The following is a 25,281-nucleotide window of genomic DNA, read 5'->3' on the forward strand; positions in this document are numbered from 1 at the left end:
CCCTCTCAAGCGCTCTATTTTAAGATCTTGGGTCTAGCGATCTATTTTAAGTCTAGAGATTTTGTAGAATTAAAAGAGCGCGAAAATTTCAAAAGCAGGGCGATGAGCGAACTGAGTTTGCTGCACATCGCCCGCAATTGGTTCATTCAACGCGCCGTACCGCGCTGAAAGATCGCTGCAGCGCCTGCAGCCGCGATAGCGTAGCGCGTCGGACAGAGCGCATGAACAGCCGGCCGGACATATCAGGCAAGTCGCCCTCGGGCGCTCCGGCGCGACGTCGGGGAACCATGTCCTGATGCCACGATCCTGGATGGCCTAGCGGCCCTCGGAGAGGACGCGGCGCGGGCACAGGCCAAGGTGCTGGCGTGGGGTCCGCGGCATGTGGTGAGTCAGGCCAATTTGATTCAAATCCGGCTGTGGATATTTGCTTTTGGGTAAATCGAGGCGGTCATCTTGCCGGCCGGCGGGCAACAAGGAGAAGCCTATGACAAGCGACTTTGCCGCCGCACACCTCCACCTCGAACGAGCCTGCCATTATTTGAGCGGCGAGGACGAGACGAGCCGCACGGCTCGTGCGGCTCTGGATCTCCTGATCGATGCAATTGTCGCGGCACAATACAAGCGGCCCACGGGCGACGTTGTGGAATTTCCAAGACCGGCAAAGTTGGGACAATCCGCAAGCGGGAACGGGTAATCCAACCGGCGGCATCCCTTTGCTTCCGCCTGATCACATGAACCAGGTTGCCACCAGGCCGATCGTCGCCGAGAAAATAGCGGCGGTCGTTGCCCAACCGAGTATGTTGGTGCTGCGGCTGTTCACCTGGTCGCCCATGATCCTGCGGTTGTTCGTCATCAGCATGATGAGCAGCAGCAAGGGCGGCGTCGAGAAGCCTTGAACGATGCCGGACCAGACCAGCGCCTTCATCGGATTGAAGCCAAGGAAGTTGAGGCCGGCGGCGATCGCGGTAAAAAATCCGATGGCGAGATAAAATTTGGGCGCCTCTCGAGCCCGGGCGTGCAGGCTGTTTTTCCAGCCGATGGCTTGCGCCACATCATAGGCAGCGCCGGTGGTCATGACAGGAACCGCGAGGAAACCGACGCCAATCACGCCTGCGGCGAACAGAACGCTTGCGGCCTGGCCGGCGAGCGGCCGCAGCGCCTCCGCCGCCTGCGCGGCCGTGTCGATATCGTGGTGGCCCGCCTTGTAGAGCGTAGCACCCGTCGACAGGATGATGAAATACATGATGAGATTTGAAAACATCATGCCGATGAGGATGTCCCGGCGAGAGCGACGGAGTTCGCTGTCGGTGGCGCCCTTCCTTTCCCTGAGCGTTGTCCGCCCCTGGGCAATCTCCTCCTCGACCTCCTCATTGGACTGCCACGTGTAGAGATAGGCGGACAGCGTCGTGCCGATGATGGCGACCAGGATCGACAGGAACTCACGGTTGAATTCGATCCTGGGGAGCAGCGTCCCACGCAGCACCGCCGCGGCGTCCGGCTTGGCCAGAATGGCGGCACCGACATAGGCGAGCAGCGCCAGCGCCAGCCAGCGAAAGATGTTGCGGATCAAAGTATAGGAGCCGAAGACCTGGAGGGCGAAGATGAGGGCGGCGACGAACAGCACGATCAGCGGAATGGGAAGCGGCACGAATATGTTGATCGCCGCGGCCATTCCACCGAGATCCGCCGCTGCCTCGATGGTGTTGCCGACGAGCACACCCAAAAGCACCGACCAGAGCAGCCACCGCGGGTAAAAGTCCTTGATGACGTGGAACAATCCGCGCCCCGATACCTGGCCGAGCTTCGACGACAGGTAGACGACCGCGTACATCATCGGCAACGTCACCGGAGCCGTCCAAAGCAGGTCGGGTCCGAAACGGGCGCCGGCGCTGGCATAGGTGCCTATCGCGGAACAATCGTCGTCGGCCGCCCCTGTTATCAGGCCGAGGCCGAGCGCGCGGCCTATGCCGCCTTTACCCTCCTCCGGTGGGGTGGAACGATCGGAACCGGCCTGCCTCATTGCGATCGGACCGGGTTGGGAACGAAGGGCGCGGCCTGCCATGCAACAATGCTAACGATCGGTCGGCGCGCTGGTCTCATTTTGCTTCCTTCAACAACTTGCCCAAACCCGGCGCGCCATGACTTGTTCCTCGACGACGGGGCAGGGATTTTGCCTCAGGCAAAAAAGTTCGGGTTGACCGCTTCCGAACGCGAAGCGACTATCCGCGCGAGGCGAAGATCGCAGGAGGAAGTGCAATGGACGAGCCCGATCAGTGGCGCCACATGTCGAGCGCGCCAAGGGACGGCAGCAGAATCCTTGTCACGGTTCGGCCTTCCGAACAGGGGCCGGCCGAGGTCGACATGGCTTACTGGGCCCGCGCCGATCAGTTCGGCAGCGAAGGCTGGCGCGCTTCCGATTCGTCTCCAGGACGCATCGTCGAATATGCCGAACCCGAACTGAAGTGCTGGATGCCGCTGCCGTCGGCCAATCTCAGCAAAGGCTCAATGCCGAGCCCGTGGGAAGGCGAAGATGTGCCGCTGGTGGATGGCTCGGGGATATGAAAGGGCCGAATGCCCAGGACCTCCAAGAGCCGATATCCACGGCCACCCGCATTCGCCAAAAGTGCGCGCAAGCTGACCGCGGCGGTCCGGAAATCGAACCCCTGGATCATTGACGCCCGGCGGGCCCGCTGGTTCTCAAGATAGCGCGCGAGCGCAATGTCGTGGCGCAGTGGCCCGCCGCGCGGCTGCGGGTCCTGCCTTGAATCATCATGCCAGATGGGCCATTCCGTCGGGGGTAGCACAGCGTCCTCCTGAGATACCAGTCTCCCGACACTTGTCTTCCCTGCGTCGTGAGAAACGCGGTGGAGCCAGCGTGAAGGATTCGTGAAAAACACCAGGCCGGGCGAAATGACGGTTGAAATAGAGGCAAGTACAGGAAAGGATCGCAAAGAAGCTGTGGCTGTGGCGGATCCGATGGCGCACCCTCATCTCTGTCTGTTAGGCGGCTTTGACTTTGCCGGAGGAGCGGTGGCCCCGGTTTTCAGCCGCAAGGCTCGCGCCATGCTGGCTTATCTCGCCCTGCAATCCGGACACTCCCAATCGCGCGAGAAGCTCGCCGCGCTTTTGTGGGGCGGCAACAGCCAAACCCAGGCCCGAATGAACCTTCGACAGGCCCTATCCGCCATAAGGAAAGGAATGGGCGCATCCGATGGCGAAAGGTTTCTGAGCGACGGCGACAGCATTACGCTCAATCTCGACGATCTTGATTTCGACGTCGCGCGGTTCGAGTCGCTGGCCGCCGGCTCCGACCCGGAGCAACTCGAGCAAGCGCTCGTCGTCTATCGTGGCGACCTCCTGGACGGGTTCGGCCTGAAGGAGGAGCCGTTCGAAGATTGGCTCAGAGTGGAGCGCGAGCGATTGAGGGCAATCGCAACCATCGTGCTGGAGAAGCTCGTCGCGCACTATTCGGCAACGAATGATCTTCCATCATGCCTGCGGGCGGCGGTGCGCCTGCTGGCTTTGGAGCCCTTACGGGAGGATATCCACCGAGCCCTGATGCGGACCTATGCCGCCCAGGGCCGCTTTAACCTCGCGCTGAAACAGTATGAGCGCTGCCGTGATGTGCTGCAACTGCAGCTCCGCTTGCAGCCCGAGCCGGAGACCCGGCAACTCTATGATGACCTGCGGACGCGCCGCGTGACGCCGCAAGCCGCTACCCGGATAGCCGCCTCGGTGTCGCCTTCCCAGACACCGCCAACGTCGGCAGCCCGAACAGGTGAGCGGCCGGCGTCCCGGGCCGAGCCGATGCGCCCCGCGACCCACTATGTCAAATCGGCCGGAATCAACATCGCCTATCAGGTAACCGGCGACGGGCCGGTCGACCTGATCTATGTGCCTGGGTGGGTCTCCAATCTCGACCTTGCCTGGTCATCGCCGCGGCTGGCGCATATGCTCCAGCGTCTCGGTTCCTTTGCCCGCCTGATCCGTATGGACAAGCGAGGCACCGGACTGTCCGATCGCAATGTTGGTTTGCCAACGCTGGAAGAGCGGATGGAAGACATGCGAGCGGTGTTGGATGCGGTCGGATCAAAGCGAACGGTTCTGTTCGGCAGCTCCGAAGGGGGGCCTATGTGCATGCTTTTCGCGGCGACCTATCCCGAACGAACAGCGGCTGTCGTGCTCAACGGAACCTATGCCAGCGGCCGATGGTCGCCGGATTATCCATGGGCAAGGACAAGCGAGCAGGTAGAAGAAGATCTGACCGCCGTCGAGAGACAGTGGGGGGAGCCGGCGGACATGAGCAACGCCGCGCCCAGCCTGATGAACGACAGTTTCGAGAGAGAATGGTTCGCCGCCTATCTTAGGAATTCAGCCTCGCCTGCCGACGCGGTCGCGCTCTGGCGCTGGGGCACTGAAATCGATGTTCGCGCCCTTCTCCCAACCGTTCACGTCCCGACACTGATCGTGCAGACGGCGGGCGACCGCTGGGTAAAACCGGAAGAGGGGCGCTACCTGGCAACGCATATCGAAGGCGCCAGATACATTGAGCTTGCCGGCCGTGATCACGTAATCTGGGGGGAGAATTCCGATCGTTTGGTCGACGAGATCCAGGCTTTTGTCACCGGCTCGCTGCCGGCAACGTCGAGCGAGCGCGTGCTTGTGACGGTGCTGCACATGGAAATCGTCGGGTTGCCGCCGGCTCCCGTCAACGCTAGCGACCGGGCGCGGCGCGATCTGATGCAGCGACACGACGACGAGATACGCAACGAATTGCATCTTGCTAACGGTCAGGAAATCAGCCGCACCGGAAACGGGTTTCTCGCGGTATTTCTGCGACCAACGCGGGCGATCCAATGTGCAATCGCGGTCCGTCGTCGAATGAAGAGGTTAGACCTTCAGGTTCGCGCGGCAGTCCATATTGGCGAATGCGAAAGGCGCGGAGACGACTTCACCGGTGTTGCAATTCAACTGGCATCACATCTGCTCGACGTTGCCGGACCGGGCGAGATCATCGCGTCGCGCACGGTTCGTGATCTCGTGGCCGGTTCCGGCCTGGCTTTTGAAGAGCATGGCGAGATGGAGCTTGCAGGTGTTCCCGGCAGCCTGCAGCTTTTTTCCGTCAGTGAACCGGCTGCCTGAGGTCCCGCTGGGTTGGGATATGAGCCGGAGAGTTCAATAGGCCGGCGGGACAGCGCCCCCCTCTGTCCTGCCGGACATCTCCCCCACAAGGGGGGAGATCGGCAGCTTCACTGTCGGCCCTCAGAACAGGAATGCGGCTGTAGCGGGGTTTGGGCCGGTGCGGCCGTCGGGCGAATCCATGCCCCGGATAAGCTCGAGGTCTTTCGCTTCCAGCTCGAAATCGAAGACGTCGAAATTGGCGGCGATGCGGTCCTGGTGGATCGACTTTGGAATGACGATCAGCCCTTCCTGAAGATGCCACCTGACGATCGTCTGCGCCACCGACTTGCCGTGTTTCCTGGCAATGCTTTCAAGCGTCGGATCGCTCAACAGCCGGCCGCTGCCCAGCGGGCTCCAGCTCTCGATGCGGATGTTGTGCCTGTCATGAAATTCGCGTTTGTCACGCTGCTGGAAGCGGGGGTGGAGCTCGATCTGGTTGACGGTAGGCGTGACGCCGGTCTCGCCGATGATCCGTTCGAGATGGTCCTGGTTGAAGTTCGAAACGCCGATCGACTTTATGCGGCCTGATTGCCTGAGTTCGATCAGCGTCTTCCACGCCTCGACATATCTGTCCTGGCTGGGCACCGGCCAGTGGATCAGGAACAGGTCGATCTGTTCGATGCCGAGCTTGCTCATCGTCTCGTCGAAGGCGCGCAAGGCGGCGTCGCGCTGATGGGCGCCGTTGCGCAGTTTCGAGGTAATGAACAACTCGCTTCTCGGCACGCCGGCCGAGCGGATCGCCTGCCCGACACCTTCCTCGTTCTGATAGCCTTCGGCGGTATCGATCAGCCTGTAGCCGGCCTCGATCCCCCAGCGCACCACCTTGGCCGTGATGGCTGGATCGACCTGCCATACGCCAAGGCCGATTTGCGGAATGGCGGAGCCGTCGTTCAATCTGATCTGTTCAGGTCTATTCAGGGTAATCTGTTCAGGCATGTTCACGTCCTTCTGCATCGTTCCGCCCGGCGCACGCTCTATCTAGTCTGGATGACCGCCAAAGCGAGTCAATATCAGGAGAATGTGAGGAGACGGACGTGAAGCGCTGATCTCGATGTCCGTTCGGGCCGACAGCGTTCCAGCTTTTGACCCATTGGACTCCAGTACAGGAGCCGCCATTATCGCGGATAATGTGGTATTCTATCGACTATCCGAGGAGGCGACTGCGTTGACCAACAGCTTGGAAGCCGAAGGGGCAAGAGACTGGTCGCCTCTGCTGGTCGCGGCAGAAAACGGCGGTGCGGAGGCGGTTCGATCGGAATTGGCGGCTGGCGCCGATATCAATCAGCCGGACGATGGCGGCTGGTCTGCACTTCACCTTTCAGCCCTCAATGACCACACAGCTGTGGTGGAGGCGCTGATCGAAGACCCGGAAATCGACGTGAATTCCAGAAACAAGTGGAAGAGCACGCCCTTGAGCCTTGCGTCCGCCAGGGGACATTACGCGTGTATCTCAGCCCTGGTGAAACACCCCCAAATAGAGATCAACGCGCGAGCTGACTACTACGGCAGAACGGCTCTTATCGAGGCGGCGAAGAACGGGCATCTCGAAGTCGTCAAGTTGCTCGTGGAGAATGGCGCGGAAGTAAATCTGACCGACAAGACGGGGAGAAACAACGCGCTCATCGAGGCTATCAAGGGGCGGCACTACGAGATCGCGGAATACCTGCTGGATTGTGGGAAGGTGAGCTTTATCAACAAGGAGATGAGGCTAAACGCCCTGATCTGGGCTGGCAGCTGCCACAACCCTCAGCTTATCGAAAAGCTGGAAGCCGCGATCCACGCTTTCTTCGAAGGCAAATAAGGGCCTCGCCCTTACTGTCGCGGGGCGCGTCCGTATCTCCCGTCACGTCGACGCGCTCGATGGCGCAAACAGCCCCGCAGCGCTTCACATAAATTATTCAACCAAACGGTTGACTATCTCAAAGCGTGCGCCTATATTCAACTACATGGTTGAATTAGAGACATCCCAGATGGACGCGGTTTTTCACGCCCTTGGCGACGCCACCCGCCGGCACATGCTTCGCGATCTCGCCGATGGCGAGAAAACGGTAAGCCAGCTGGCGGAACCCTTCGTGATGTCGCTCGCGGCCGCCTCCAAGCACATCAAGGCGCTGGAGAACGCAGGGCTTATTCGTCGAGAGGTGAGGGGCCGCACGCATCTGTGCCGACTAGCCCCTGGACCGCTGGCCAGCGCCCATCAGTGGCTCAGCTTCTACGAGCGCTTCTGGACCGGTCGTCTCGATGTTCTCGAACGCCTTCTTCGCGAAGAGGACGCACGCAAAGCCCAGGATGAGCCCAGGAAATCGCCCAATCCGAAAGAAGGAGACGAGCAATGAACCAGATGAGAACCATCGGCGCCTATGGCGAGCTGACCGAGCCCGCCACGTTCACCATCCAGCGCCTTTTGCCCGGCCCCATCGAGCGCGTCTGGGCCTATCTCACCGAGAGTGACTTGCGACGGCAATGGATGGCCGCAGGCCAGATGGAAATGAAGGCCGGCAGCACGTTCGAGTTCGTCTGGCGTAACGACGAGCTGACCGACCCGCCTGGCCAGCGCCCCGCGGGCTTCCCCGAAGAGCATCGGATGGAGGGCCGGATCACCGAACTCGATCCGCCGCGCAAGCTTTCCATCACCTGGGGAAATACCGGCGGCGTCTCCTTCCTGCTGGAGGCGAAGGGTAGCGATGTGCTGCTCACCGTCGTCCATCGGCGCCTGCCGGAACGTGCAATCCAGCTCAACATCACCGCCGGCTGGCACGTGCACCTCGACCTGCTGGCCGCCCGCCTGGCGGGTAAGACACCGACCTCGTTCTGGGACGGCTGGAGCCGCCTGCGGGACGAATACGACCGCCGCCTGCCGGCCTGATGTAACTCGCGGCGGCCATCCCTGAGGTCGCCGCCAGCCACACGAAGCAACGATGATCCGACGAAACGTGCTTGCATCCCGCAAGCCTGATGGAGGAAGTCATGCGTAAATTGATCACTGGAATGAAAATTTCCGTCGACGGCAAGATGGAGGGACCCGAGGGTTACGCCGATTGGGTCGATGCGTGGTCTGAGGAATACGGCCTGACGCCGCAAATCGATGCCTGCCTGCTTGGCGGCGTCATGTATGCTGGCTACGAGCGCTACTGGAGCGCCATCCAGAACGAGCCCGACAAGCCGCTGCCGATGACCGGCAAATTGCCGAAGCCGGCCGAGCTCGAATGGGCCCGCTTCGCCGCCCAGACGCCGCATTATGTGCTGTCGAACACAATGACTTCGGCGGCCTGGCCAAAGACGCGCTTCGTGCGGAATTTCGAGGATATCGCTGCGCTGAAACAGCAGCCCGGCAAGGACATCTACCTTATGGGCGGCGCCCGAATTACCGCGAGCCTTATCGATGCCGGGCTGGTGGATGAACTCAGGCTGATCGTCTATCCGCTGCTCGCCGGTGAAGGAAAGGCGCTGTTTGGAACGGCGAAGAATCGTCGTGGGCTCGAACTGCGCAAGGTTGAGCAGTTGTCGGACGGCCGCGTCGGGTTGGTCTACGGGATCGGCTAGCGCCAACGTCAGGCAACGACACCGCGGCAGGCCCAGGCGACATTGGCAAAGGACCTCGGGCCGTCGGGCCGGCCGGCCTCATAGGCGTCGCGCATGGCGGCGTCGGTGCGCGCCCGCTCTTCTGGATCGAGCGTGGCCACATACTTGCCGAGCGGCCCTTCGCCGGCGGCAATCGGCGCCCAGTAGTCGTCGAAGTTTTGGTAGTCCATGCGGATCATCAGCTGCGTTTCCGTAACGTCCCGGAGACCCTGTTCGACAAAGGTCCGTTGCATTTCGCCCGGCTGCATCATCGGCTGGGTGCAATAGCGGGCGCGCAGCTGGCGGCCGCCTTCGCTGAGCACTGCCACCGTGTCGATCATCATGCGCATTCCGGGCATGCCGCCGAGATGGTCCCATACGGTCGCCGCGACCACGCCGCCCGGCCGCACGACGCGGCGCATCTCAGCGACTGCCTTGCCGGTTTCGGGCACGAAATGGAGCACGAGCAGCGCCAGGGCGCGGTCAAACGCGCCGTCCTCAAAGGGCAGGGCGCAGGCATCCGCCTGGCGGATTTTTATCCGCGGGTCGGTGTTGCGCCGGATTGCCTCCTCGACGAAAACGGCCGAAAAATCGATCGCGGCGACCTCACGGAGTTCAGCGGCCTTGACGAGCGCGAAGGTCAGGCTGCCTGTGCCACAACCGACGTCGAGGATCTTTTCGCCGTCCTTAAGGCCCGCGAAGTCGATGAACAGCGGCGCGAGCTTTTGGCTCCAGCGACCCATGAGCTGCTCATAGCCGGCAGCATGGTGAACATTGAAACTTGAAGTCATCGAACCCTCCCTTAGCATAAGCTAAACCTCGACACAGCGATTGCCAAGGCGGGCGAGCATTCGTCCCACCGTGAGGCGGCTGCTGGCGAAAGCCACCTTACGGATGCCGGGGCGCGAAGACTTCGCCGGCATCGTAGATTTGATGCGGCCGGCGAGCCGACCTCGATCAGTCTGGGCCACCCATTTGGCGGGCAGTCCGCGGCGCTGGCACTGGATCTCCAACACGGAAGGCGAACGACACGACTTTCGTCGCATCCGGATCGACCTCGCAACGAAAGCTCAGAGCGTACCACTGCCCGCCGGCGCGGAACTCGGTCCTGGAGACTTGCATGATATTGCCGGCCTTCAACCTGAAGGGACGCAAGACGTCAGGAAAGTAGGGGGGCGAAGCATGGCGCAACTGTTCGCGCACTTCCCAGAAGCAGAGCTGACCGATCCGATCGGGGCGCGGCACATTTCTCATGGCGGTTGTCGCGATTGGATCACCGGTTGCTGTTTGCGAGAACAATCTTTTCGCTTCTTCAAGCTTCAGCGGCTTTTGCACCTTGGCCGCTCGCTTGGGCTTAGGCGGCGCGGATGCGCCAGGCGGCGGAGCCGGGTCTTTGCCGTCTACCGCAGTCACGGCAGGTGGCTGCGCAAGATCCTGTTTATTGGGATCTTGCGGCGCCGTCGGTTGTTCCGAACCATCCTCCGCACTGTTGCCGTCCAGAGACTTGCGAGGACCAGCGTCCTTCTCGCCGAATTGGAAGACAGGCCTCTGAGGGCCGGCTTCCGGATGCGCCGGCGTCTCGATCTTTGCTTCCGGCGGCTTTTCGGGCTTGGGCGGTTTCGCAGGAGGCGGAGGTTTGGCTTTCTCCGATGGTTTGGGCGGCGGCACCAGATCCACCCCGATGGCCTGATCCTTCTGCGGCTGCGGGGGCGACACCGGCAGCGCGGACAACAGAAGCGCCGCGGCGAGCAAATGCAGGACCGCGGAGGCAGGCAAGGCCCACCTGAACACCTGGCGCTGATCCCGTATCTCGTCCGTCATCGTGACCGGTGTGTGGAATGAAATATTGGCGGCATCAAGCACCGATGCCGCCAGACGTCGAAATAACCGGTTCATGTCGAGCTTCGACGGTTTTGCGGCGGCCGAGCAGATGCCGCCCAACGCGTTCGTTGGAACTGTCGCCGTCGCTACGAATCGCGCCATCGGCGACTGCCGCGAGGCGCGTCATTCAAATACACGAGGACAGTGGCCGAGCCTGTCCCTAGCGTGGCGTCGGCCAGAGCGCACGGTCAGGGGTGAACCCGTATTCGGGGGAGGCGAATGTTCGCTCCTTAACGGCGCTGCACGAGAGGGATATTCAGTCATGAATTTCAAAGGTTTGATCAAGCGTGCCGAGACTGTGGAGAGGGCGTTCAAGGAGCTCGAAACCGATTTGGCGGATGCGTTTAGCGAATGTCTCAACGTGGACGATCAGTCGCCGTTGAACGACGTCACTGTCCCGGATGAGACTGTGTCGGATGGGAATCTCGCGGCAATGGATGACAGCTCGCAACTTGAGGCCAATGCGGATGCCTTCGAGACCGCGCGACGGCTGACGCCCCACACGCAAACCCGGCTCGCTGCCTTAAGTGCGGTCGATGGGCTCTTTCACGACGCGCAGGAGTATCTTGGGGAGATCCATGCGAAACTGTCGGAGATCGCGACCTCGCATCATCTGACAGGCGAATTCCTGAAACTCCTCCACGGCGACATTCTTCGCGCCAACGAATTGGAGCTGGCAAATACCAGCTTGACCGCGCAACAAAGAGCACTATCCGAACAGCTCCACGATGCAACCAGAAAGCAGCGCGAGCGCGACAGCGCTATCGAGGCGCTGCAGCAGCATGAGGCGAGCCTGGTCGAGGACAAGGAAGCACTTCGCGGCGCGCTGGCTGCAGCAAGGCTGGAGCTCGTCGTGGCAGGCAATGCGAGCGCAAAACGCGAGGCCGAGTTCGGCGAGCTTGTCAAAACGCTCTCGGCCAGAGCGGTCGAGGCCAACAGACGCTCGCGCGAGAACGAGATGCTGCGGGAGAAACATGTTAGCCTGTCGATCGACCTCGACAAGGCGCTGAAACGGGAGGCCGAGGCCCGGCACAGGCTGGACGAACTCTCGACTGTCCACGCCAATGACGCCGCACAGGTTTCGGAACTGCTGGTCGCGCTTGGCAAGAGCGAGAAAGAGGAAATGCGGCTGCAGAAATCGCTCGACATGGCGCAGGCCAAGCTGTCGGAAATGACGGAAGCGGCCCGCATCAGGGACGGGGACAGGGAAGCCGAACTTGCACGCGGTGTCGCGGAGATGACCGGCTTGCGTTCTGAGATCGAGGATCTCCGATCGCGACTGGAAGCCGCCTCGAACCACAACAGCGAAGCCGTCAGCGAGATCGCCAGGCTCAAGGCTCAAGCGAGCGACGCGGTGGCCGAAAAGCAAATCGCCGAGGAAAAATTGTCTGCTCTCATGAAGGAGAGCGAAAGCGACAAGATGAACCTTTCCGCGGTCAGCGCGAATTTTTCGCAGCTTTCCCTGCAGCAGGCATCCGAACAGATACAGTTCGACGTCCAGCGGCAGGAATGCGAGGATCTGCGTGCCGAAGTCGCGTCGCTTCAAGCCCGGGTCAAGGAACTGTTGCCCTATGAGCGGCTCCACAAGGTCACCAACGCCAGACCGCGTGAAGACGGCGTGGTCGAGATCACCGCTGCGGTGGCGGAGAAGGCCCGCGCCAGCAGGCGGCGCCTTCGCCTGCGCGCGGCATCCTAGCTCAGGCGCGGCTGTCTGAATTTCGACTGGTGCGAAACCGACATCCGTCAATGGATGGCGGGTCGAGCGTGAGGCTGGCCTTCCCTGCGTCGGCCTGCAATAGTGCACGCCGGTGAAGCGGAGGGGGCTGAGCATGCGGCTATTCATAAAGCGGAACCACCTCCGTTGGAGGATGTTGGCCTTCATCGCTATCATGGTGCTTTTGCCGAAAGCGGCGTCGGCCGATACCATCCCACCCGACAGGATCGCCGCGGCCCTTGCGAAGCTCGAACTACTTGCCGAAGGCGTCGTCGCGGATGGTAGCGTGCCCGGTCTGGCCATCGGCGTCGTGCATGGCGACGAGGTGATCTTCCTCAAGGGGTTCGGGCATCGCGAAGCCGGAAAACCGGAGACCGTCGATGCGGACACGGTCTTCCAGATCGCCTCCCTCTCCAAGCCGGTCTCCGCCACCGTCGTGGCGGCGCTGGTCAGCAACGGGGTCGCTTCCTGGGATTCGAAGATCGCCGACCTCGATCCGGCTTTCCGGCTCGCCGAGCCCTATCCGACCAGCGAACTCACGGTCCGCGACCTGTTTGCGCACCGCAGCGGGCTTCCCGGCACGGCGGGCGACGACCTCGAGGACATTGGCTATGACCGCGGGGAGATCCTGCGCCGCCTGCGGTTCGTGTCGCCGTCGTCGAGCTTTCGTGCCGGCTATTCCTACAGTAATTTCGGACTGACCGAGGGTGCCGTCGCCGCCGCGAAGCCGACGGGCAAGCCCTGGGAAGAGGTCGCCGAAGAGAAGCTCTATCGTCCGCTTGGAATGGCCTCGACCAGTTCGCGTCATTCGGACTTCATCAAGCACGCCAACCGCGCCGAACTCCACGCCAAGATCGATGGCGCCTGGGCCGCGAAGGTCCAGCGCTATCCGGATGCGCAGGCGCCAGCAGGCGGCGTCAGTTCCACCGCACGCGATCTCTCTCAATGGATGCGCCTTGTGCTCGGCAACGGGGCCTACGCCGGCAAGAGACTCATTGCCGCCGATGCGCTGGACCAGACACATATTCCCTTGATGGTTCGCGGCAAGAACCCCGTCTCCGGAGGCGAGGCCTTCTACGGCCTCGGCTGGAATGTCGAATTCGGCCGGCACGGGCTGGTCTGGGGTCATGCGGGCGCCTTCAGCACCGGCGCACGCAGTCTGGTGATGCTCTTCCCCGAGGAGAAGCTTGGCATCGTCGTCATCGCCAACGCCTTTCCGACAGGCGTGCCGGAGGGACTGTCCGACAGCTTCGCCGATCTCGTCTTCGACGGAACGCTGGGGAAAGATAAGGTAAAGGCATGGAATGATATCTATGCAGGCATGTTCGGGCCGGTGATTGCGGCGGCCAAGGCCACCTATGCCGTGCCGCCCTCTCCGGCAAGTCCGGCCGGGCCAGCCAGTGCCTATGCCGGCCGTTACTTCAACGACTTCATCGGCGATGCTATTGTGTCGGGCGAAGGAGAGGCTCTTGTCCTCAAGGTCGGGCCCGCCGGTGCGCGGTCCTATCCACTGAAGCATTTCGACCGCGACCTCTTCGTGACCTTCCCCGATGCCGAGATGCCGGACAGGCCCTCGGCCGTCAGCTTTGTCATCGACCCCGACGGCAAGGCGTCGGCCGTGACCATCGAGTTTCTCAACGACAATCATCTCGGCACGCTGCAGCGCGAGGGTGATTAGCCGTCGCGGGGCGGGCGAGCCTTTGCCGGTTCAGGATGCCGGGCCGAACTGGAGCAATTTGAAGCAATCGCCGCTGCCCGGCGTCGCTTGCGTCAGGAAGGGTTTCGACCGGTCGATCCATTCTTGGTGCGACCTGGCATCGGCTTCGATCTCATTGGCCGGTGCAAGCTTGACGAAACCGCGCCCCTTGCTGAACAGCCAGCATGCGCGGCCGAGAAACCGCCTGCTGCGCTGGCGCAGGAGGTCGGCATCATAAAAAATGTCGAGCACCTCCTGCTTGATCTTCCGCTCCTTTTCGGGATTGGCGATCGCAACCTCGATCGCCTCGCCGCCGATCGCATCCTGCAGGTCCTTGTAATCCAGGGCGATCTGAGTGGTGGCATATTTGATGTCGCTCTCGTCCCGGACGATGTTGAACCATAGCGTTGGGTTGAGCTCGTTGACGACGAACGATGCTTCGAAATCGCGTGATAAATTCAGGGTATCGAACCCCTGAACATCGACGTCGCGTTCGACCAGAAGGATCTGCGAAACCTGCTTGGCGAGCGCCGTCCCGTGGGCGCTGACCGCGGCATTGTTGCCGCCGAGTTCCGGACTGACATAGGCGCCGCCATCATCCAGCAGCGCATCGAATTCGCCAAGGGCCTCCACGACGGCGCCGCCGCGGGCAATACGCGCCGCCAGTTTGGCGAGAACCTGCTGGAGCTCCGTTTCGCGTTTACGCTGGTCCTGATAGTTCTGCTGGAAAAAGAAGATGAACAGGGACACGCCAATGCCGATCAGGATCACGCCCAGCTGCGAAAAGATGTTGCGATAATATTCCAGCAGCTTTTCACGATGGCGTACGTCGTCACGCACACTGTGCGCCACACGGAGATTGACGATCAGCGAAACGACCAGGAGCCCGGCACCGACCAGGATCAGGCCGCCGATCAGCAGGTAGCCGTAGCCAGAGTTCAAATCCATTCTTTGCCGCGCTCCCGAAACCCCAGACAGCGCAGACTAATACCGTTCGGCTTCAACACCTACGTTTTCATAGGAGCGCCGGCGAAGGATTCCCACCATTCGGCCGCTGTTCTTACAGCCAGGTCTATGCTCGCCGTCCGCCTCGTTTCGTAGCTGTCTTCTCGCAGCCGAATTCAGGCCGCGTGCTTGGAACCAATGACGGGCGAGACTGTTCAGCTATGACTTTGATACGACGCCGATGTGCCCGGTCGGCTGGGCATGCGGCGATCTTGAGGAGTTCTCATCATGAAGATTTCGTCCAGATTTCGTTCAGTCGCGGTTGCCGTCATCGCCGCCGCGGCAGTTAGCTTTGCCAGCGTCGCGCATGCCGACAGCGGTACGATCCGCTTCGCCATCTACAAGGCGGCCTTTTTCATCGGCGGCTCCGGAGGCGAGGGCACACTGACCTTCCATGGTCGCCGATATCCCATCTCGGTCGGCGGCATCTCGGGCGGCCTCGCCTTCGGCGCCTCCAAGACCTATTTCAAAGGTACCGTGCGCCACATACGCCGCGCCCGGGATGTGACGGGGGTGTACGGTGCAGCGGGCGGTGGCGGCGCGCTTGGCAAAGGAGCCCAGGTGATCGTCATGACCAATGACAAGGGTGCCCAACTCGAACTCACAGGCAGGCAGGTAGGTCTGCAAGTCAACGCCGATCTCAGCGGTATGAGCATCTCGCTGAAATAAGGGCAGTCATTGCATTCGTCATTCCCTGGATGGGCCGGATTTGGCCGCTCCAAACCGCAGCCCATCCATCAGCAGCGACACCAATCGGCGCGAGCGGTCGCGCCAGTCCTTGGTGTCCGGGGCCGAATAGATGCCGCCCAGCGCATGCAGCACGTCGGAGGCATCGACGTCGCTGCGGATCGAGCCGTTGGCGACCGCGGCATCGATCAGCCGCCGCAAAGCCAGCGTCACCCTGCCCGAAACGTCGGAGAACAGGGTGGAGTTGGTTGTGAGCAGGATGCGCAGGCTTGTCGACAGCCCGCGCTTGGTGGCGATGTAGTCGACGAAGCGCTGCATCCATTGTTCGAGCGCGACGTCGGGCACATGATCGTGGGCGAGTTCGTCGGCCGCCTGGCACAGTCCTTCCACTTCGCGCCGATAAACCACCTCGACCAGATGCTCGCGCGTTGGGAAATGCCGGTAGAGCGTGCCGATGCCGACGCCGGCCTGACGCGCAATCTCCTCCAGCGAGGCATCGACGCCATGCGCGGCAAAGGCTTTCGCCGCGACCTCGACCAGTGCGTCGCGGTTGCGCTGCGCGTCGGCGCGCAGCGGTTTTGCAGCGGCGGCTTCGGCCTTGTCTCCAGATATGACGGGCGGCTCTGCGGCCAATTTTTTCTCCAGTGTTGATCCGAATAGGGCAGGCCCCGTTTCAACAACGGAGACGCCTCCAACTTCGTTACGCCTCCGACAAATATAATCGCAAGTAAATACAATCACAGGATCGAGTCTGGGCCGGCGTTCCGCATCTTGCCTGTCCCGGTGGATGACGACGGAGGATATTTCCTGGCGCGGCCGGCACTCCTCATCTGTTCGGCCGATGCCCTGAGGCAAAAATGAGCCGACATTGAGCACGATCCCCTCAGGATCATTGGACTGTCCTGCCCCTACAGACAGTTCAGAGAGCACCACCGGCTTGGGCCGGTGGTGCTTTTTTGTCTCCAGGCATGACGGCTGGCTGCCCTGCCAATTTTCTCCAATTTTGATCATTTTCGATCCTGGGCTTGAACAGGGCCGAGCAGGTCCTTAGGTAATAAGCGGAGGCGCCTCCGATTGTGGAGCGCCTTTCTCATGTAATCACGGGATCGGGTATGTCACGTCTTTCGACCTCGCAAGCCGCAGCCTCCCCGAGGTCGCGCCAAGTCAGGCAGACCCCCTCTGCCCTGCCGGGCATTTCCCCCAAGGGGAAGATAGCCTTCACCTAGCCATAAGCTGACCTTGCCGCTCGCCGGCCGGGCACCAGATCATCCCCTCCCGCGTCAAGCAACTGGAGCCAGACGCCCCATGACAAGCAAAACCCGAACTCCAATCCAACTTCAAATCAACGGACATCGACATGAGCTGGAGGTCGAACCGCGCGTTACCCTGCTCGACGCCTTGCGCGACCATCTCGGCCTGACCGGCACCAAGAAGGGCTGCGACCAGGGCCAGTGCGGCGCCTGCACGGTGCATATCGACGGCCAGCGCGTGCTGGCCTGCCTGACGCTTGCCACTCAGGCTGAGAGCAGGGACATCACCACCATCGAAGGGCTTGCCGGGGAGGATGGCACGCTGCATGCGGTGCAGGCCGCCTTCCTCGAACAGGATGCCTTCCAGTGCGGCTATTGCACGCCGGGCCAGATCATGTCGGCGGTCGCCTGCATTCGCGAGGGCCATGCCGGTTCCGACGAGGAGATCCGCGAATACATGGCCGGCAATCTCTGCCGCTGCGGCGCCTATCCGCATATCATCGCCGCCGTGCGCCAGGCGGCCGTGGAGGCCGCGTCATGAGGGACTTTTCGTATCTCCGCGCCGGCTCCGTCGATGCAGCCCGTGAGGCAGCAGCACTTCCCGGCGCCATGCTTTTGGCCGGCGGCACGACGCTTGTCGATCTCGCGAAATGCGGCGTTGCCGAACCCGAGACCGTGGTCGACATCACCCATCTCAAGGGACTGGACACGATTGCCGTTGATGACCGGGGCGCCACGATCGGCGCGCTGGCCAGGATGAGCCGCGTCGCCGACCATGCCGATATCAAGAGTCGGTTCCCAGCCGTCTCGGAAGCATTGTGGCAGGCCGCATCGGCGCAGTTGCGCAACATGGCGACGATCGGCGGCAATTTGATGCAGCGTACGCGCTGCCCCTATTTCCGCGATCCGGCGAATTTCCCCGCTTGCAACAAGCGCTCGCCCGGCAGCGGCTGCTCGGCGATCGGCGGCGTCACCCGTGGTCATGCCGTGCTCGGCACCAGCGAAGCCTGCATCGCCACCTATCCCGGCGACCTGGCGGTTGCGCTCGTCGCCTTCGACGCGATCCTCCATCTCGGCGACCGTCAGGTCGCCGTCGATGATTTTTTCCTGCCGCCGGGCAGCACGCCCGAACGGGAACATGCGATCGAACCCGGCGAGATGATCACCGCGATCGGCATTCCCGCTTCGGCCGCCGCCCGCCGCTCGACCTATCTCAAGGTCCGCGACCGCCAGTCCTATGAATTCGCCGCGGCAAGTGCCGCGGTCGGTATCGAGTTCGAGGCCGACGGAAGGACGATCCGCGATCTGCGCGTCGCGCTTGGCGGCGTTGCCACCAAGCCATGGCGCGCCCGCGCCGTCGAAGAGGCGCTGAAAGGCAAGGTGCTCGAGCCGGAGGTCGTCAGGCAAGCCAGCCTGCTCGCCGTCGAGGGCGCCGTCGACCATGGCGCCAACCACTACAAGATCGAACTGGCGCCGCGCGTCGTCGCCCGCGCCATCCTCAAAATGGGAGAAACGGCATGACCGTTCACGAGTTGAGAACAAGACCTGGCGATGCCAAACGCGGCGACGCTTCGGACGGCGCCGTCCTCGCGGATCAGGTCGGCGGCCGGCTGTCGCGCGTCGACGGACCGGCCAAGATCACCGGTGCCGCCAAATACGCCGTCGAGCAGCAGCTCGAGGGGCTCACCTATGCGGTGCTGGTCGAGAGTACCATTGCCGCCGGCCGGGTGCAGTCGATCGACACGGCAGCGGCCGAAGCCGCGCCGGGCGTGCTGCTGGTGCTGACGCCCGACAATTTCCTGCCGCTGAGAACCGCCACGGACTGGCTGGGCACGCCGCCGCCGGCTGTTGCCTATTGCCCGCTGGCGCGCAGCATCACCTTCAGCGGCCAGCATATCGCGGCGGTGGTGGCCGAGAGCTTCGAACAGGCGGTCGCAGCCGCGGCGCTGGTCAAGATCGCCTATGACGAGGCGCCGGCGATCGTCGACCTCAGCGATCCGAAAGCCGGCGACGGCATTGCGGTCGATGCGATGACCAAGGAGTGGGGTGAGGCGGAGACCGCGTTCGCCTCGGCTCCGGTCAGGATCTGCAACGCCTACAACACGCCGCGCGAATACCAGGCGCCGATGGAGCCGCATGGCCTGATCGCAAAGTGGCAGGACGACCAACTCACGGTCTGGGAGCCGAGCCAGTGGCTCGACGGCATGGCGCGGACCTATGCCGAATGGTTCGGCGTGCCGTTCGAGAATGTGCGACTGGTCTCGCCCTATATTGGCGGCGGCTTCGGCTCCAAGGCGTTCGCCTATGGCTACGGCGCGGTGGCGGCAGTCGCCGCGAAAATGCTGGGACGGCCGGTGAAGCTGGCGGTCAGCAGGCCGCAGACCTTCACCGCCTATGGCGGACGGGCGGCGACGCGCCAGACCGTGGCGCTCGGCGCCAACGCAGAGGGTCAGATCCAGTCGATCGTGCATCGCGGCGTCAACGAGACCTCGGTCGACGGCATGTGGGTCGAGCCGCTCGGCTCGGTCACCTCGGTCATGTACGCGACGCCGAATTTCTCGTCGCGGCAGAACGTCGTGCGGGTCAACACGGTGGTGCCGGGGGCATTGCGCGCGCCGGGCGAGAACCCGAGCGCCTTCGGCATCGAAAGCGCGATCGACGAGCTCGCCTATGAGGTCGGTATCGACCCGCTGGAAATCCGTCTCAGGAACTATGCCGAGCAGGATCCGCATGCGAAGAAGCCGTGGTCGACACGGCAGCTGCGCGAGGCGTTCGCGGCCGGCGCTGAAGCCTTTGGCTGGTCGAAGCGGACGCCCCAGCCGCGTTCGATGCGCGACGGCAACCAGTTGATCGGCTGGGGCGTCGCCGCCGGCACCTACCCGGTGCGGCGCGCCTATGGCGAGGCGGTCGTGCGCATTCTCGCCGACGGCTCGGTTGAGGTCGAAAGCTCGTCGATCGACATGGGGCAGGGCACCTACACGATCTTGGCGCAGACCGCCGCCGAGGTGCTGGGCGTGCCGGCGGAAAACGTCATCGTCAAGCTCGGCGATTCCCGCTATGCCCGTGCCGGCGTCACCGGCGGTTCGCGGCTGGCCGGGGTGATGACCGGCGCCGTCCACAAGGCGGCGAGTGCCGCGCTCGACCAGTTGGTCGGGCTCGCCATCAGTGATCCGGCTTCGCCGTTCCATACGCTGCAGGCCAACACGCTCGTCGTCGCCAATGGCCGCATTTCGTCGCCGCGCGGCAACGGCCCTGAAGTTTCCATCGCCGAACTGCTCAGCAGCGTCGGGCGCCAGCATATCGAGGCCAAGGGCGACACGATGCCGGCCAATTCGACGGTCGAGGACCGCTACAAGAACTACACCACCATAGCCATGGCGCTGCCGCACACCGAGGGCGACTATTCCCGCCACAGCTGGTGCGCGCATTTCATCGAAGTGCGCGTCGACGAGGACTTTGGCACGGTTCGTGTGTCGCGCGTGGTATCGGCGCTGGATTCGGGCCGGCTCTATAACCCCAAGCTCGCCGAAAGCCAGTGGAAGGGCGGCATCATCATGGGCATCGGCCAGGCGCTGCTCGAGGAAGGCATCGTCGACCGCCGCCACGGCCGCATCGTCAACAACAACCTCGCCGACTATCTCATCGCCACCAATGCCGACATTCCCGACATCGAGGTAATCTCAGTCGGTATTCCCGACCCGCATTCCTCGGTGCTTGGCGGCAAGGGGGTCGGCGAGCTAGGCATCGTCGGCGTGGCGCCGGCGATCGCCAACGCGGTATTCCACGCCACCGGGAAACGGGTGCGGGATCTGCCGATCACGCTGGAGAAGCTGATTTAGGCGGACGCGGTGGAACTGCCAATCTCCCCCCTCGTGGGGGAGATGCCCGGCAGGGCAGAGGGGAGCGTGAAGGATCGCCAGCGTTCAGTTCAACTTTGATGAGCTGAGAACCTTACGTGGGTGCGCGAACTGCTTGATAGGCTGGAGGGACAGCGCCCCTCTCTGTCCTGCCGGACATCTCCCCCACGAGGGGGGAGATCGGCAGCTTGAACGCCCTGCCTTTTCAGGCTCACCACGACAGACTGAACGCAAGCTTGCCGAAATGCCGGCCGCCGGCCGCCATGTGGGCGTAGGCCTCGGTCGCCTGGTGCTGGCTGTAGATTGTGTCGATGACCGGATCGATACGGGCGGCGCCGATAGCGCGCGCAGCGTCGCGCAGGTCGGATACCGAACCGGTGTTGTTGCCCACTACCTTGAGCGCCTTGATGATGATCGGCAGCAGGTTCGTGGTGGCCTCGGCGCCGGTGACGAAGCCGATCGCGAACACCGTGCCGCCGGGCGCCGCGGCATTGATTGAGCGGGCGAAGGTGGCCGAGCCGCCGGTCTCGACGATCAGATCGGCGCCGAGGCCGTCGGTCAGCTCGAGCACCTTGGCGTCCCAGTCCGGTGTCTCACGATAGTTGATGAGATGATCCGCACCCAAGGCCTTGGCGCGGGCCAGCTTTTCGTCCGACGACGAGGTGATGATGACCGTGGCGCCGGCTGCCTTTGCCAGCTGCAGGGTCAAGATCGACACACCGCCGGTGCCGAGCAGGACGACGACTGATCCGGGCCCGGCATCGGCGGCGCGGATCGCGTTCCAGGCGGTGGTGCCAGCGATCGGCAGCGTTGCTGCCGCTTCGAAGGACAAGTGAGCCGGCATCGGCACGACGGCATTGGCCGGCAGCACGACATATTCGGCGAGCGAGCCGGGCAGTGTCAGCCCGCGCATCTCTCTGGTCTCATAAGGCCGCGGACGGCCGCCGATCCAACGCGGTTTTGCATGGGCGATGATGCGGTCGTTGACGGCGAGCCTCGACACGCCCTCGCCGATGCCGACGATCTCGCCGGCGCCGTCGACGACGGGAATGAGCGGAAAGCTCGGGCCTGGATAGTTGCCGCTCGCGATCGCGACGTCGACAAAGTTGAGGCTTGCGGCGCGCAGGCGGATCAGCACTTCGCCGCGCTGCGGTTCAGGCGTGGGAACGGTGGCCGCGCGAAACGCGTCCAGTCTCGGGGCAGTCAGTTCGATCGCTTTCATGTCTCACTCCGGTTGATGGGCCGATTGACGGGCCGGGATTGAGTGAAACTAGCTGCTGCGCTATTGGTATATAATCCTTGGCTTTTACATTTGAGCTCTGCGCCAGATGCAGCAATCGCACGAACCGGCAGCATTGGCCGAAATGGCCGCCTTCGCGGCAATCGCCGAAGCACGCTCCTTCACCAAGGCGGCGGCTCGCATCGGCCGCGACGCAACGATCCTGTCGCGGCGCCTTGCCTCCCTGGAAGAGCGGTTGGGCGTGCGCCTGCTGCACCGGACGACGCGAAGCGTGTCGCTGACCGAGGCGGGTTCGGAGTTCCTCGTCCGCATCCGCGCTATCCTGGCCGCCGTCGACGAAGCCGAGGCTGTCGCGTCGGCGCATGCCGGCGGCGGGCCGCGCGGCGTGCTGCGGCTGGCGCTGCCCGGCTCGTTCGGGCGCATGTGGATCGGCCCCCTGCTGCCACAGTTTCTCGCCGAATTTCCCGACGTCCGTATCGAGGCCGAGTTCTCCAACCGCTTCGTCGATCTCGTCGCCGAGAATTTCGATGTTGCCGTTCGTCTCGGCGCGCTGGAGGATTCGCGGCTGGTGGCGCGCAAGGTCGCGACACGGCGGCGGCTGCTGTGCGCCGCGCCGTCCTACCTCGCCCGCCGGGGCACGCCGGCTGCGCCGGAAGCGCTGCTGGAACACAGCTGTCTCGGCTTCTCAGGCTTCCAGACCTTTCCGGCCTGGGAGATGACCGACACCACGGGCCGCCGCGTCAGTATCGAGGTCTCCGGCCCGCTGGTCACCGACGACGCCGAGGTCCTGGTCGAAGCCGCCGTGCAAGGCGTCGGGCTGATGATGAGCACGGATTGGCTGGTCGGACGCGAGCTCGCCGACGGCCGGCTGGTGCCAGTGCTGGAGGACTGGACCCTTGCCGACGAAGGGGCCGTCTATGTCGTCATGCCTTCGGCCAAGGGGCAAGCCGCCAAGACACGTGCCTTCGCCGACTGGATCGGCAAACGCTTTGCGCCGGTCCCGCCGTGGCAGAGGTGAGGGTGCTGATCTCCCCACGAGGGAGATTATGCGCTCCTCCCTCACTTCCCGCCCTGCTTGATGAAATGACCGAGCAGATCCATTGGCACCGGAAACACGACCGTCGACGAGCGCTCGCCGGCGATGTCATGGAGAGCCTCGAAATAGCGTAGCTGCATGGCTTGCGGTGCTTCGGCCAGCATCTTGCCAGCCTCGACGAGCTTTGCCGCCGCCTGTTGTTCGCCGTCGGCATTGATCACTTTCGCACGCCGCAGCCGTTCCGCCTCGGCCTGCTTGGCGATGGCGCGGACCATGTTCTCGTTGAGGTCGACATGCTTGATCTCGACATCGGAGACCTTGATGCCCCAGGCATCGGTGCGCTGGTCGAGAATCTCCTGGATATCGCTGTTGAGCTTGTCACGTTCGGCCAGCATTTCATCGAGCTCATGCTTGCCGAGCACCGAGCGCAGCGTGGTCTGTGCCAGCTGGTTGGTGGCGGTCATGAAGTCTTCGACCTGGATCACCGCCCGCTCGGCGTCGACGATACGAAAATACAGCACCGCGTTGACCTTCACCGAGACGTTGTCGCGCGAGATCACGTCCTGCGGCGGCACGTCCTGGACCACCACTCGCAGGTCGACCTTCACCATCTGCTGCACGAAGGGGATGAGGATGATAAGGCCGGGGCCCTTGACCCCGGTGAAGCGGCCGAGCGTGAAGACCACCCCGCGTTGATATTCCCTCAGGACGCGAATGGCCGCGGATAAGAACATGACCACGACGAGCGCTGCTGCCAGATAGGCCACATAACCGATGATCATTGCCTTGCTCCATCGCTTCCCACATTGCGGCGCCGTATCGTCAGCACAAGACCCCTGACATCAGCCACCTCGACGCTGTCGCCCACCGCAAGCGGTTCGTCGGCTTTTGCCCGCCAGCGCTCGCCCCGGGCGAGCACGTGGCCCTCGCTGCCCTGCCAGTCGAGAATCTCCGCCGGCAGCCCCTGCATGGCCTGTGCGCCAACACGCGGAACGTTCTTGCGGGCCGCCCACAGATAGCTGCCGGTCAACAGCGCCAGGCCGAGCGTCAGGACGGCGGCGGTGCCGATAACGGCCCACGACATCTCGAAGCCGGGCCCCTCGATCTTGAGCAGCATGGCAGCGCCCAGCAGAAACGCAGCCACGCCTCCCAGCCCAAGGACCACTGTCGGGTTCAAGGCTTCGACGACGAGAAAGATGATGCCAAGCAGCATCAAGGCAAGGCCGGCATAGCTGATCGGCAGGAGATTGAGCGCATAGAGGCCGAGCAGAAGGCAAATCGTGCCGATCACGCCAGGCGCGACCGCGCCCGGGCTCGTGAATTCGAAGACGAGGCCATAGACGCCGACCAGCATCAGGATGACGGCGATGTTTGGGTCCGTGATGACGGCGAGAAGCCGGATGAGCCAGCCTGGTTCGAGCGTTTCAACCGGCAGCCCTTTCGTCGCCAATGCCTCTTTCTTGCCGGCGATCTCGACGGTCCGGCCGTCGGCCAGTTGAAGCAACTCGGTGGTGTCGCGGGCGACGAAGTCGATGACATGCTCCTGCAGCGCCGCGCCGGCCGACAGGCTGGCCGCCTCGCGCACGGCCTTTTCACCCCATTCGGCATTGCGCCCGCGCAATTCAGCCAGGCTGCGGATCAGGGCAACGGCGTCGTTCGTCGCCTTGGCGATCATCGCATCGCCCGCGGGTGCGTTCTTCTTGTCCTTGTCCGCCTCCGGGCCATCGTTCTTGTCGCCGGGAAACGATGGCAGCGGCCCGCCCATCTCGATCGGCGTTGCCGCGCCCAGATTGGTGCCGGGCGCCATCGCCGCTACATGGGTAGCGTAGAGGATGTAGGTTCCGGCGCTCGCCGCGTGCCCGCCGGCGGGCGCGACATAGCCGATGACGGGAACCGGCGAGGCGAGGATAGCGGCGATCATCTCGCGCATGCTGGTAACCAGCCCGCCGGGCGTGTCCATCTGCAGGATGAGAGCCTGGGCGTTTCGGTCCGCGGCCACCGCCAGCGCTTCCTCGAGCTGCCTGGCACTCGCCGGACCGATGGCGCCGTCGATCTCGACGCGCAACACAATTTTCTCCCGGCCGTTCGCCTCTCCGGTTGCGGAAGAGGGACAAACGGCCGCAGCAGCCACGAAAGCCGCGGCAAGCAGGACCGCACGCGCGAGTTTCACGCT

General features: G+C 63.2%; 22 protein-coding genes. 13 read left to right on the plus strand and 9 right to left on the minus strand.

Features of this window, described 5'->3' with window-relative positions:
- Positions 1-727: 727 nt before the first annotated feature.
- A complete protein-coding gene (locus NKH71_RS14220; RefSeq protein WP_023722368.1) occupies positions 728-2,020 on the minus strand; it encodes an Nramp family divalent metal transporter in 1,293 nt (430 codons plus the stop codon).
- A gap of 236 nt (positions 2,021-2,256) precedes the next feature.
- Between NKH71_RS14220 and NKH71_RS14225 the strand changes: the two genes are divergently transcribed.
- Entirely contained in the window at positions 2,257-2,562 is a 306-nt protein-coding gene (locus NKH71_RS14225) for a hypothetical protein (RefSeq protein WP_023722367.1), read from the plus strand.
- 324 nt (positions 2,563-2,886) lie between these two features.
- Complete coding sequence (locus tag NKH71_RS14230; protein WP_352481681.1) at positions 2,887-5,142, plus strand: alpha/beta fold hydrolase; 2,256 nt, start codon at positions 2,887-2,889, stop codon at positions 5,140-5,142.
- A 120-nt stretch (positions 5,143-5,262) separates the two neighbouring features.
- Here NKH71_RS14230 and NKH71_RS14235 read toward each other — a convergent pair whose 3' ends face one another.
- Entirely contained in the window at positions 5,263-6,117 is an 855-nt protein-coding gene (locus NKH71_RS14235) for an aldo/keto reductase (protein WP_352451452.1), read from the minus strand.
- A 229-nt stretch (positions 6,118-6,346) separates the two neighbouring features.
- Between NKH71_RS14235 and NKH71_RS14240 the strand changes: the two genes are divergently transcribed.
- From NKH71_RS14240 to NKH71_RS14255, 4 genes are all read left to right on the plus strand, one after another.
- A complete protein-coding gene (locus tag NKH71_RS14240; RefSeq protein WP_352788175.1) occupies positions 6,347-6,982 on the plus strand; it encodes an ankyrin repeat domain-containing protein in 636 nt (211 codons plus the stop codon).
- A 145-nt stretch (positions 6,983-7,127) separates the two neighbouring features.
- Positions 7,128-7,517, plus strand: a complete 390-nt coding sequence (locus NKH71_RS14245) for an ArsR/SmtB family transcription factor (protein WP_352481715.1) — start codon at positions 7,128-7,130, stop codon at positions 7,515-7,517.
- Positions 7,514-8,047, plus strand: a complete 534-nt coding sequence (locus NKH71_RS14250; RefSeq protein ID WP_352788177.1) for an SRPBCC family protein — start codon at positions 7,514-7,516, stop codon at positions 8,045-8,047. Before NKH71_RS14245 ends, NKH71_RS14250 begins: the two co-directional genes overlap by 4 nt.
- Before the next feature lie 101 nt (positions 8,048-8,148).
- Entirely contained in the window at positions 8,149-8,724 is a 576-nt protein-coding gene (locus tag NKH71_RS14255; RefSeq protein WP_352481678.1) for a dihydrofolate reductase family protein, read from the plus strand.
- An 8-nt stretch (positions 8,725-8,732) separates the two neighbouring features.
- On the opposite strand, the gene NKH71_RS14260 is transcribed toward NKH71_RS14255, so the two are convergent.
- Both NKH71_RS14260 and NKH71_RS14265 read right to left on the minus strand, forming a co-directional pair.
- Positions 8,733-9,533 carry a class I SAM-dependent methyltransferase gene (locus tag NKH71_RS14260; protein ID WP_023722357.1) on the minus strand — a complete coding sequence of 267 codons (801 nt, stop codon included), beginning with the start codon at positions 9,531-9,533 and terminating at the stop codon, positions 8,733-8,735.
- A 166-nt stretch (positions 9,534-9,699) separates the two neighbouring features.
- Positions 9,700-10,725 (minus strand): DUF930 domain-containing protein, encoded by a 1,026-nt coding sequence (locus NKH71_RS14265; RefSeq protein ID WP_352895126.1) that lies wholly within the window; start codon positions 10,723-10,725, stop codon positions 9,700-9,702.
- Positions 10,726-10,885: 160 nt separating this feature from the next.
- Between NKH71_RS14265 and NKH71_RS14270 the strand changes: the two genes are divergently transcribed.
- Both NKH71_RS14270 and NKH71_RS14275 read left to right on the plus strand, forming a co-directional pair.
- Positions 10,886-12,319, plus strand: coding sequence for a coiled-coil domain-containing protein (locus NKH71_RS14270; protein WP_023722355.1), 1,434 nt, complete (start codon positions 10,886-10,888; stop codon positions 12,317-12,319).
- Between the two features lie 172 nt (positions 12,320-12,491).
- Positions 12,492-14,015 carry a serine hydrolase gene (locus tag NKH71_RS14275; protein ID WP_023722354.1) on the plus strand — a complete coding sequence of 508 codons (1,524 nt, stop codon included), beginning with the start codon at positions 12,492-12,494 and terminating at the stop codon, positions 14,013-14,015.
- Positions 14,016-14,045: 30 nt separating this feature from the next.
- Here the strand turns inward: NKH71_RS14275 and NKH71_RS14280 are convergent, their stop codons facing one another.
- Positions 14,046-14,981, minus strand: a complete 936-nt coding sequence (locus NKH71_RS14280) for a hypothetical protein (RefSeq protein WP_023722353.1) — start codon at positions 14,979-14,981, stop codon at positions 14,046-14,048.
- 285 nt (positions 14,982-15,266) lie between these two features.
- Between NKH71_RS14280 and NKH71_RS14285 the strand changes: the two genes are divergently transcribed.
- Positions 15,267-15,707, plus strand: coding sequence for a lipid-binding SYLF domain-containing protein (locus NKH71_RS14285; protein WP_023677323.1), 441 nt, complete (start codon positions 15,267-15,269; stop codon positions 15,705-15,707).
- A gap of 18 nt (positions 15,708-15,725) precedes the next feature.
- On the opposite strand, the gene NKH71_RS14290 is transcribed toward NKH71_RS14285, so the two are convergent.
- On the minus strand, positions 15,726-16,358 hold the full coding sequence (locus NKH71_RS14290) for a TetR/AcrR family transcriptional regulator (protein ID WP_023722352.1): 633 nt from the start codon (positions 16,356-16,358) through the stop codon (positions 15,726-15,728).
- Positions 16,359-17,030: 672 nt separating this feature from the next.
- Between NKH71_RS14290 and NKH71_RS14295 the strand changes: the two genes are divergently transcribed.
- Genes NKH71_RS14295 through NKH71_RS14305 form a run of 3 tightly spaced genes read left to right on the plus strand, consistent with a single transcriptional unit; the run spans position 17,031 to position 20,814 of the window.
- The gene (locus tag NKH71_RS14295; protein WP_023722351.1) at positions 17,031-17,516 is read left to right on the plus strand and encodes a (2Fe-2S)-binding protein; all 486 of its coding nucleotides are present in this window, start codon (positions 17,031-17,033) and stop codon (positions 17,514-17,516) included.
- Positions 17,513-18,496, plus strand: coding sequence for an FAD binding domain-containing protein (locus tag NKH71_RS14300; protein ID WP_031195083.1), 984 nt, complete (start codon positions 17,513-17,515; stop codon positions 18,494-18,496). Before NKH71_RS14295 ends, NKH71_RS14300 begins: the two co-directional genes overlap by 4 nt.
- Positions 18,493-20,814 (plus strand): xanthine dehydrogenase family protein molybdopterin-binding subunit, encoded by a 2,322-nt coding sequence (locus NKH71_RS14305; RefSeq protein ID WP_023722349.1) that lies wholly within the window; start codon positions 18,493-18,495, stop codon positions 20,812-20,814. The genes NKH71_RS14300 and NKH71_RS14305 overlap by 4 nt, the downstream gene beginning before the upstream one ends.
- 229 nt (positions 20,815-21,043) lie before the next feature.
- Here NKH71_RS14305 and NKH71_RS14310 read toward each other — a convergent pair whose 3' ends face one another.
- Positions 21,044-22,054, minus strand: coding sequence for a zinc-dependent alcohol dehydrogenase family protein (locus NKH71_RS14310; RefSeq protein ID WP_023722348.1), 1,011 nt, complete (start codon positions 22,052-22,054; stop codon positions 21,044-21,046).
- Between the two features lie 106 nt (positions 22,055-22,160).
- On the opposite strand from NKH71_RS14310, the gene NKH71_RS14315 reads away from it, so the two are divergent.
- Positions 22,161-23,090 carry a LysR family transcriptional regulator gene (locus tag NKH71_RS14315; protein WP_352549412.1) on the plus strand — a complete coding sequence of 310 codons (930 nt, stop codon included), beginning with the start codon at positions 22,161-22,163 and terminating at the stop codon, positions 23,088-23,090.
- A 41-nt stretch (positions 23,091-23,131) separates the two neighbouring features.
- Here the strand turns inward: NKH71_RS14315 and NKH71_RS14320 are convergent, their stop codons facing one another.
- Positions 23,132-23,890 carry a slipin family protein gene (locus tag NKH71_RS14320; RefSeq protein ID WP_023722913.1) on the minus strand — a complete coding sequence of 253 codons (759 nt, stop codon included), beginning with the start codon at positions 23,888-23,890 and terminating at the stop codon, positions 23,132-23,134.
- Positions 23,887-25,278: an NfeD family protein gene (locus NKH71_RS14325; protein ID WP_352788185.1), complete on the minus strand. Its 1,392-nt coding sequence runs from the start codon at positions 25,276-25,278 to the stop codon at positions 23,887-23,889. Before NKH71_RS14325 ends, NKH71_RS14320 begins: the two co-directional genes overlap by 4 nt.
- Positions 25,279-25,281 lie beyond the last annotated feature (3 nt).

The sequence above is a fragment of the Mesorhizobium sp. M0983 genome, from assembly GCF_040318975.1.
Taxonomy (GTDB): domain Bacteria; phylum Pseudomonadota; class Alphaproteobacteria; order Rhizobiales; family Rhizobiaceae; genus Mesorhizobium.